Origin of the sequence: Clostridium sp. UBA5119 (assembly GCF_002414285.1) — a bacterium.
Taxonomy (GTDB): Bacteria; Bacillota; Clostridia; order Clostridiales; family Clostridiaceae; genus Clostridium_J; species Clostridium_J sulfidigenes.
This window is the reverse complement of the sequence record NZ_DHYX01000095.1, coordinates 31,742-38,743: the sequence shown is the minus strand read 5'-3', so window position 1 is coordinate 38,743 and position 7,002 is coordinate 31,742. Positions and strand designations below refer to the sequence as shown.

General features: G+C 29.0%; 8 protein-coding genes and 1 pseudogene. 4 read left to right on the top strand and 5 right to left on the bottom strand.

Going from position 1 to position 7,002, the window contains the following annotated elements; all coding sequences use genetic code 11:
- Positions 1 to 60: 60 nt before the first annotated feature.
- Positions 61 to 228, bottom strand: coding sequence for a hypothetical protein (locus tag B2671_RS14650; RefSeq protein ID WP_346871064.1), 168 nt, complete (start codon positions 226 to 228; stop codon positions 61 to 63).
- 389 nt (positions 229 to 617) lie between these two features.
- Between B2671_RS14650 and B2671_RS14645 the strand changes: the two genes are divergently transcribed.
- The 4 genes from B2671_RS14645 (at position 618) to B2671_RS14630 (ending at position 4,068) form a co-directional block, all read left to right on the top strand.
- Positions 618 to 1,229, top strand: coding sequence for an ABC transporter substrate-binding protein (locus tag B2671_RS14645; protein ID WP_346871063.1), 612 nt, complete (start codon positions 618 to 620; stop codon positions 1,227 to 1,229).
- Positions 1,230 to 1,254: 25 nt separating this feature from the next.
- Positions 1,255 to 2,187 (top strand): ABC transporter substrate-binding protein, encoded by a 933-nt coding sequence (locus B2671_RS14640; RefSeq protein WP_346871062.1) that lies wholly within the window; start codon positions 1,255 to 1,257, stop codon positions 2,185 to 2,187.
- A gap of 83 nt (positions 2,188 to 2,270) precedes the next feature.
- On the top strand, positions 2,271 to 3,230 hold the full coding sequence (locus B2671_RS14635) for an ABC transporter permease (protein WP_346871061.1): 960 nt from the start codon (positions 2,271 to 2,273) through the stop codon (positions 3,228 to 3,230).
- Positions 3,223 to 4,068, top strand: coding sequence for an ABC transporter permease (locus B2671_RS14630; protein WP_346871060.1), 846 nt, complete (start codon positions 3,223 to 3,225; stop codon positions 4,066 to 4,068). The genes B2671_RS14635 and B2671_RS14630 overlap by 8 nt, the downstream gene beginning before the upstream one ends.
- A 120-nt stretch (positions 4,069 to 4,188) precedes the next feature.
- On the opposite strand, the gene B2671_RS14625 is transcribed toward B2671_RS14630, so the two are convergent.
- From B2671_RS14625 to B2671_RS14610, 4 genes and pseudogenes are all read right to left on the bottom strand, one after another.
- Positions 4,189 to 5,067, bottom strand: a complete 879-nt coding sequence (locus B2671_RS14625; protein WP_346871059.1) for a DegV family protein — start codon at positions 5,065 to 5,067, stop codon at positions 4,189 to 4,191.
- 150 nt (positions 5,068 to 5,217) lie between these two features.
- On the bottom strand, positions 5,218 to 5,562 hold the full coding sequence (locus B2671_RS14620; RefSeq protein ID WP_346871093.1) for a ferritin family protein: 345 nt from the start codon (positions 5,560 to 5,562) through the stop codon (positions 5,218 to 5,220).
- A gap of 387 nt (positions 5,563 to 5,949) precedes the next feature.
- Positions 5,950 to 6,810, bottom strand: a complete 861-nt coding sequence (gene speE, locus B2671_RS14615) for a polyamine aminopropyltransferase (RefSeq protein WP_346871058.1) — start codon at positions 6,808 to 6,810, stop codon at positions 5,950 to 5,952.
- Between the two features lie 26 nt (positions 6,811 to 6,836).
- Positions 6,837 to 7,002: pseudogene (locus B2671_RS14610) on the bottom strand (S-adenosylmethionine decarboxylase); the annotation flags it as partial.

Sequence of the window (7,002 nt, the reverse complement as noted above, 5' to 3'; positions counted from 1 at the left end):
AGGGGTAGAAAAACTCTCCTGAAGCAAATAACTCTCTTTATATCATTAAAACATTTAATTTTATTCCCAAGTTTCACTACAGTAACTACATAATCTTTTATTGTCTAAACAATCCCTATTACCACATCGTGTACATTCTTCATATCCTTCATCATAATAACTAATTTCATTTTCAAAATTATATTCTTCTCCTAAATTGTCTTCTGGTAATTCATAATTATTCATCATATCTTCCTCCTAATTTTAATATTCCTTACTTCATAGAATTTAATAATATATTTTCCTGTTTTTAATATATTTATACTTAACAAACCATTTTATAAAATAATTCACTAATATGAAATGTCAAGAATTCCAGAAATTATTATATGGCTTATTTCCACTAGTTACTAATAACAAAACTTTTAATTTATTATGTAATAAATTGTTGATTTTTGTAGTTATAACGTTTTCTAATAGACTGATTTTATTTATTTTAATTTATAATAGGAGTTATATCCTAATATTTATTATGTTATCCTATATAAGGAATTGTTGCGTATTTTCACGTAACTATAACTATCACAAAATTCATTCATAAACATGAATTGATTTTACAGTATATAAGGGGGATTACAATGAAAAAGACTAGATTTCTCAGTATTGGACTATCTTTAATACTATCCTTGTCCTTAATTGGATGCAGTTCAAAAAATAGTTCTACTAATACTGAGTCCAAAACAAATGAAACTGCTCAACAACAAATAAAGGATGGAGGAACAATGATATTTTCAGCTAGAACTGATCCAAGTTGCCTAAATCCTTTTTTTCAACAAAACAGAGTTACTTATACAATAAACAATGCTTTATTTGATCCACTATATGTAGTTGATAAAGATGAAGTAAGATATTACTTAGCAGAAAGTATGGAAGCTTCTGAAGATAAACTTACATATACATTAAAATTAAAAGATAATTTAACATGGCATGATGGTACAAAAATAACAGCGGATGATGTTGTTTATAGTGTGAATGTAGCTAAAGATGAAAGTCAGGGAATTGATGCTAGACAAACTTTTGTTATTGATAAAAAAGAAGTCCAAGCTAATAAAATTGATGACTTAACTGTTGAATTTAAACTTCCAAATACCTTTGCACCATTCTATATATCAATTGGAGATTTTAAAATAATTCCAAAACATATATTTGAAGGTGAAAGCAATTTAGCAGNNAGGTTCTGGTCCTTTTAAATTTAAAGAATGGAAAAAGGGTGAGATGGTAACCCTAGAAAGATTTGATGATTATTATTTAGGAAAACCTCATTTAGATAGTGTGGTTTATAGAATAATTCCAGATGATAATACTTCAAAAATTGCTTTTGAAAATGGAGAGGTTTCTGCAGCATATTTAGCTGAAGACAAGTTTGAAACTTTCTCATCAGATGATAGGTTTAAAACTCATTCTTTTGATGAAGGAATGCTGAATTATATTATACTTAATGAAAAAAATGAAAACTTAAGTAAAAAAGAAGTTAGACAAGCTATATCCTATGCCCTAAATAAAGAAGAGATTTTAAAAACATCCTATACTAATTTAGAAAACACTGAAAAAGCTTACTCTATTTTAACTCCAAACACAAAATTCTATATTGATGATGTAGAAAAATATGATCAAAATTTAGAAAAAGCCAAAGAGCTTATGGAAAAGTCTGGGGTAGGTAATATAAAATTGAATTTTCAATATACTCCAAAAGATAGCAAAATTGCTATGGTTGTTAAACAACAACTTTCTGCTATCGGCATAGAAGTAGATGCTCAACAAATAGATGACAATGTATACTTCTCAAAAATTCTTGGAGAACAAGAAAGAGATTACGATATACTTATAAATGGATATGTAATGGGAAATGATCCAGATGGATATTCTAGTGCTTATATGTCTAGTGGTAGCTTTAATGCTCAATGTTATAACAACAAAGAACTAGACAAGTTGTGGAAGGATGGAGCTTCTCAATCAGATGATGCAAAGAGAAAAGAATTATATGAAAAAATTCAAAAGACCATAGCTGATGATGCTGTAGTATACCCATTATATTATTCAAAGTCATTAATCGGAGTTGATGCTAAATTTGGTGGGATTGAAGATGCCAAATTAGTACCTATATATATGTTTGAAGATTTATCAAAAATATATATGATTCAACCATAAAAATATATTTCTATGGCTCATTTACCCTTTCCAGGTACTTGAGCCATTTTTACGTAAGTTTTTTACATAGAAAGGATAGTATTATGAAAAATAAAATTACAAAGAGAATTTTACAAGCTATTCCTATGCTTTTATTTATATCCTTTGTATCTTTTTTACTTATGAATCTTGCTCCAGGAGATCCAGCTCAAGGATATATAACCCCTAAAATGTCAAAAGAGCAAGCAGATTTAATAAGAGTAAGTCTTGGACTGGATAAACCTATGCTAACTAGATATTTCTTATGGCTAAAAAATGTATTAAGTGGTGATTTGGGTTACTCCTTGGTTTCTAGACAAGCTGTAGCTAGTGAAATTTCTTCAAGATTTTTTGCTACCCTTGGACTTATGGGTTCTTCTCTACTTCTAGCTATTTTAATATCAATTCCCCTAGGATTATATACGGGTATGCATAGAAATAAATTCTTAGACAGATTTACAAATATAATAAACTATATTGCAATCTCTATACCTAGCTTTTGGTTTGCAATGATATTGCTTTCAATATTTTCTTTAAAATTAAAGTGGCTTCCTAGTGTTGGTATGAGAACTATAGGTGTAACTTCAACATTAGATGTTATAAAACATGGTATATTACCTACTATAGTACTCAGTTTTTCTAATATAGCTGTTCTTACAAGATATGTACGTTCTTGTACTATAACAGAACTAAAGCAAGATTATATTGTTACCGCAATTTCCAAAGGTGCAAGTAAGAATAGAATTCTATTTAAACATATTATGAAAAATGCTCTTCTCCCAATGATAACAATTCTTGGAATGAGCTTACCATCTTTAGTTTCTGGTGCATTTATAACTGAAACTATCTTTGGATGGCCTGGTATGGGAAGACTTGGCATTAACTCAATAAGAGCCTTAGATTATCCAGTTATAATGGCTATGACTTTAGTTACCTCAATAATGGTTGTTATAGGAAATCTACTTGCTGATATTAGTTATGTACTAGTAGATCCTAGAATACGTAGGGGGGATAAAAATGTTTAGTGTTAGATTTAAAGAAAACTTTATAAGAGAGCTTAAAAAAAATAAATTAGGAATATTTGCTTTAGTATGCTTAATTTTAATAATTATTTTATCGATTTTTGCATTTTTAACTCCTTATAATCCCGATACTATTGATATGACCAATCAATTCATTTCTCCAAATTTTAAAAATATATTTGGAACAGATGAACTCGGAAGAGATTATTTTACTAGAGCTTTATATGGTGCACGAATCTCATTAATAGTAGGTGTACTCTCCATGATGGTATCTATATTCATCGGCACCCTAGTTGGTGCTATAAGCGGACTATTAGGAGGCAAAGTTGATGCTATCATAATGAGAATAATAGACATGTTAATGAGTATACCTCTATTCTTTTTACTACTAATAGTAAATTCCTATTTAAGACCAAGTATAGCCAATATAATAATCATTATAGGTATATTTGGATGGATGAGTATCGCTAGAATAGTCCGCTCAGAAACATTATCTATAAAAGAAAGGGATTATATTCTATGTTCTAAAGCGTTAGGTAGCAATAATATAAAAATAGTAAAAACACATATAATACCTAATGCTATTTCTACAGTAATTGTTGCAGCTAGCATAAATATAGCTGATGCTATACTTATGGAATCTTCTTTAAGTTTTTTAGGTCTAGGAGTACAACAACCAATGGCTTCTCTTGGAAGCATGCTTCAAACTGCTCAATCTAGGATTGGTGATAGGACTTACTTAGCAATTTTTCCAGGTCTTATGATACTATTAATTGTATTAAGCTTTAATGTTCTTGGTGACATCTTGAGAGTAGCATTAGATCCAGCTCAAGGGGAATAAATTTAAAAGAACACGCAGAATATCTAGATATATAAAAGAAGCCTAGGTTAAATTACTACTAACCTAGGCTTCTTTTGTTATATTATAAATAAATATTCCATAATAATTTTTAATAAGTTCTTATTTCAAGTTTTTGTTTCCCATAAATGTTAGTCCTATCATTCCTTGTCCAGTGTGAGTTCCAATTATAGGACCTATAGTACTAATAATAATATCTTTTACAAGTTCCTTTTCTCTAATAGTATTAGCAAGATATTCTGCTCTTTCTAAGCTATCTGCATGACCTATGATAATAGTTTGTTCCTCCAGGTTTATACCATCTTCTAGCATCTTATCTAGTAATTTCTCCAAGGATTTTTTTTCCCCTCTTACTTTAGACACATTCACTAGCTTTCCCTCATAGTCAACACTCAATACAGGCTTTATCTTTAAGGTTGTCCCAATAATTGCTTCCACTGAAGAAATCCTTCCACCTCGTTTTAAGTGATGTAAATCTTCAACTGTAAACCAGTGACAAGTATTATTTCTATGTTCTTCTATCCACTTCACCAATTCCTCAATGGCTAAGCCTTCTTCTTTTTTCATTGCAGCATTATATACTAGAAGCCCTTCCCCAACTGAAGCTGAAAGAGAGTCAACTGATATAATTTTTCTTTCAGGGTATTCCTCTTTAAGATCTTGTATCACTAATTGAGAGTTATTATATGTTCCACTAAGTCCTGAAGAAAATGCTATATATAAAATATCCTTTCCTTCCTTCAGCAGCTTTTCAAAGCACTCTCTATAAGTAAAATAATTTATCTGTGTTGTAACAGAAGTATCACCATTTTTTAGTCTCTCATAAAACTCATGGCTTGTCATTTCTCTCTCATCAGGATAGTGTGTATAAGTTTTATTTTCCATATCAAAGGCGATAGGTATAATGCCTATATTTATTTTCTCTATAATATCAAGAGGTAAATCTACCGTTGAATCTGTAATAATAACATAATCTTTCATATATTCTCCTCCTTTTTAATTCATTTTTTCCATACTATATTCGCCTAAAATACTATTTTAACATTTTTTAAGCCTAATGTATATGAATAGATTTCTCAATTTGTTCATATAGTAACTAATTTTCTTGTGTTTAAGCTATATAAAGCTTATTTATATTAAATTATACTCATAGGTAAGCTCTATATGTTCCTTTTCCACTTCAATTAAAGCTTCGAATACTCTTTTTACATTTTCATCACATACTTCATTCTTATATCTTTCATAATAGTAAACAGCATGCTCTTCTCTTTCCTTTGCCAATTTCAAAAGTGCTTCGTCACTATCATACTTGTCATAGTTTATTTTAGTCAAAGCAGGTGTTTTAGTAAAACCTCCTAATCCCATATGAACCTTTGAATGAAAAATTTCTATTTTCGATAAAGCCTGAAAAGCCTTAGAAATTTCTTCACTCTTTGCTTTTTTAGCTGCTTCTTTATAAAACTCTCCATTAAATATTTCAAGCTTAACGGCATGGTCTAAAATTCTTAATGTGTTTATATCTAGCTTCTTACTATCTACTTCAATAACTTCATCATCACCACTTAAATAAATACTGCTTACTCCACAGAACGGACAGTATACTATGTTACTTATAGAANNAAAGCAAATGAATTAAAATCATAATTCTTCTCATTAATATTCATTCCACATATTTTACACTTCATATTAATTCCTCCTAAACTTAATATACATTTTACCATATATTCAAAATGTTTAAAAATAAAAAACCTTTAAAACATGTTAAATTAATTTTAATATGTCAAAGGTTTTTTATTAATATTTTATAATTTTATCTATATAGAAAAATATATCTTCAATTTCCTTTATTATGTAGATTGAATATTATTCTTCATCACAATCATGATCTAGCATCTCTAAAACATAGTTAGGTAGAGCAAAAGATCCTAAATGTAAATCTGTATTATAATATTTAGTCTTTAACCCTAAAGAGTTCCATGCCTCAGCATTTAAATCTTTTACTGGATCATACTTTTTAGATGCGAATCCAAATAACCAATGTCCTGATGAGTAAGTTGGAATATGAACTTGATATACTTTACCTATTGGAAAAGATTCTTTTATACGCTTATGAGCTCTCTTCATAGAACTAGCATACATTTCATAATAAGGGCTTTCATGTTGATTAACTAAAATTCCTTCTCCATTTAATGCGTCGTAACAATCTCTATAGAATTCTTTTGTAAATAAGCCCTCTCCAGGTCCTATTGGATCCGTAGAATCTACTATTATTAAATCATAGTAATTTTTCTTATTTTTTACAAATTTAATACCATCTTCAAAGTATAAGTTTACTCTTTCATCCTTTAGTTTACTTGACGTTATAGGAAAATACTCTAAACATACATCAACTACTTTTTTATCGATTTCTACCATATCTATTTCTTTTATTGTATTGTATCTAGTTAGCTCTCTGATTGTTCCACCATCTCCAGCTCCTATAACTAAAACTTTTTCAATCTTAGGATTTGTAGCCATAGGAACATGAACTATCATATCATGATAAATAAATTCATCCTTTTCTGTTATCATAACTATTCCATCTAAAGTGAAAAATCTTCCGAATTCCTTTGTCTCAAATACGTCTATTCTTTGAAAATCACTTTTCCCAGCATATATTTGCTTGTCAACCTTTATTGAAAACCTAACAGTCTCTGAGTGATTCTCAGTATACCATAACTCCATTTTTCATCCTCCTAGTTAATATAATATTATTCATTATAAACATTCTTACCACTAAATATTTCTATCATTTCTTTTCTAAGTGCATTACTTATATTAAGTCTTTCTCTTGGTAAAAATTCATGAGTATCTTTTTTAAATAGGTAGTTTTGTAAATCAATTTCCTTTATAAGCATTTTAGTGTGAAAAATATTT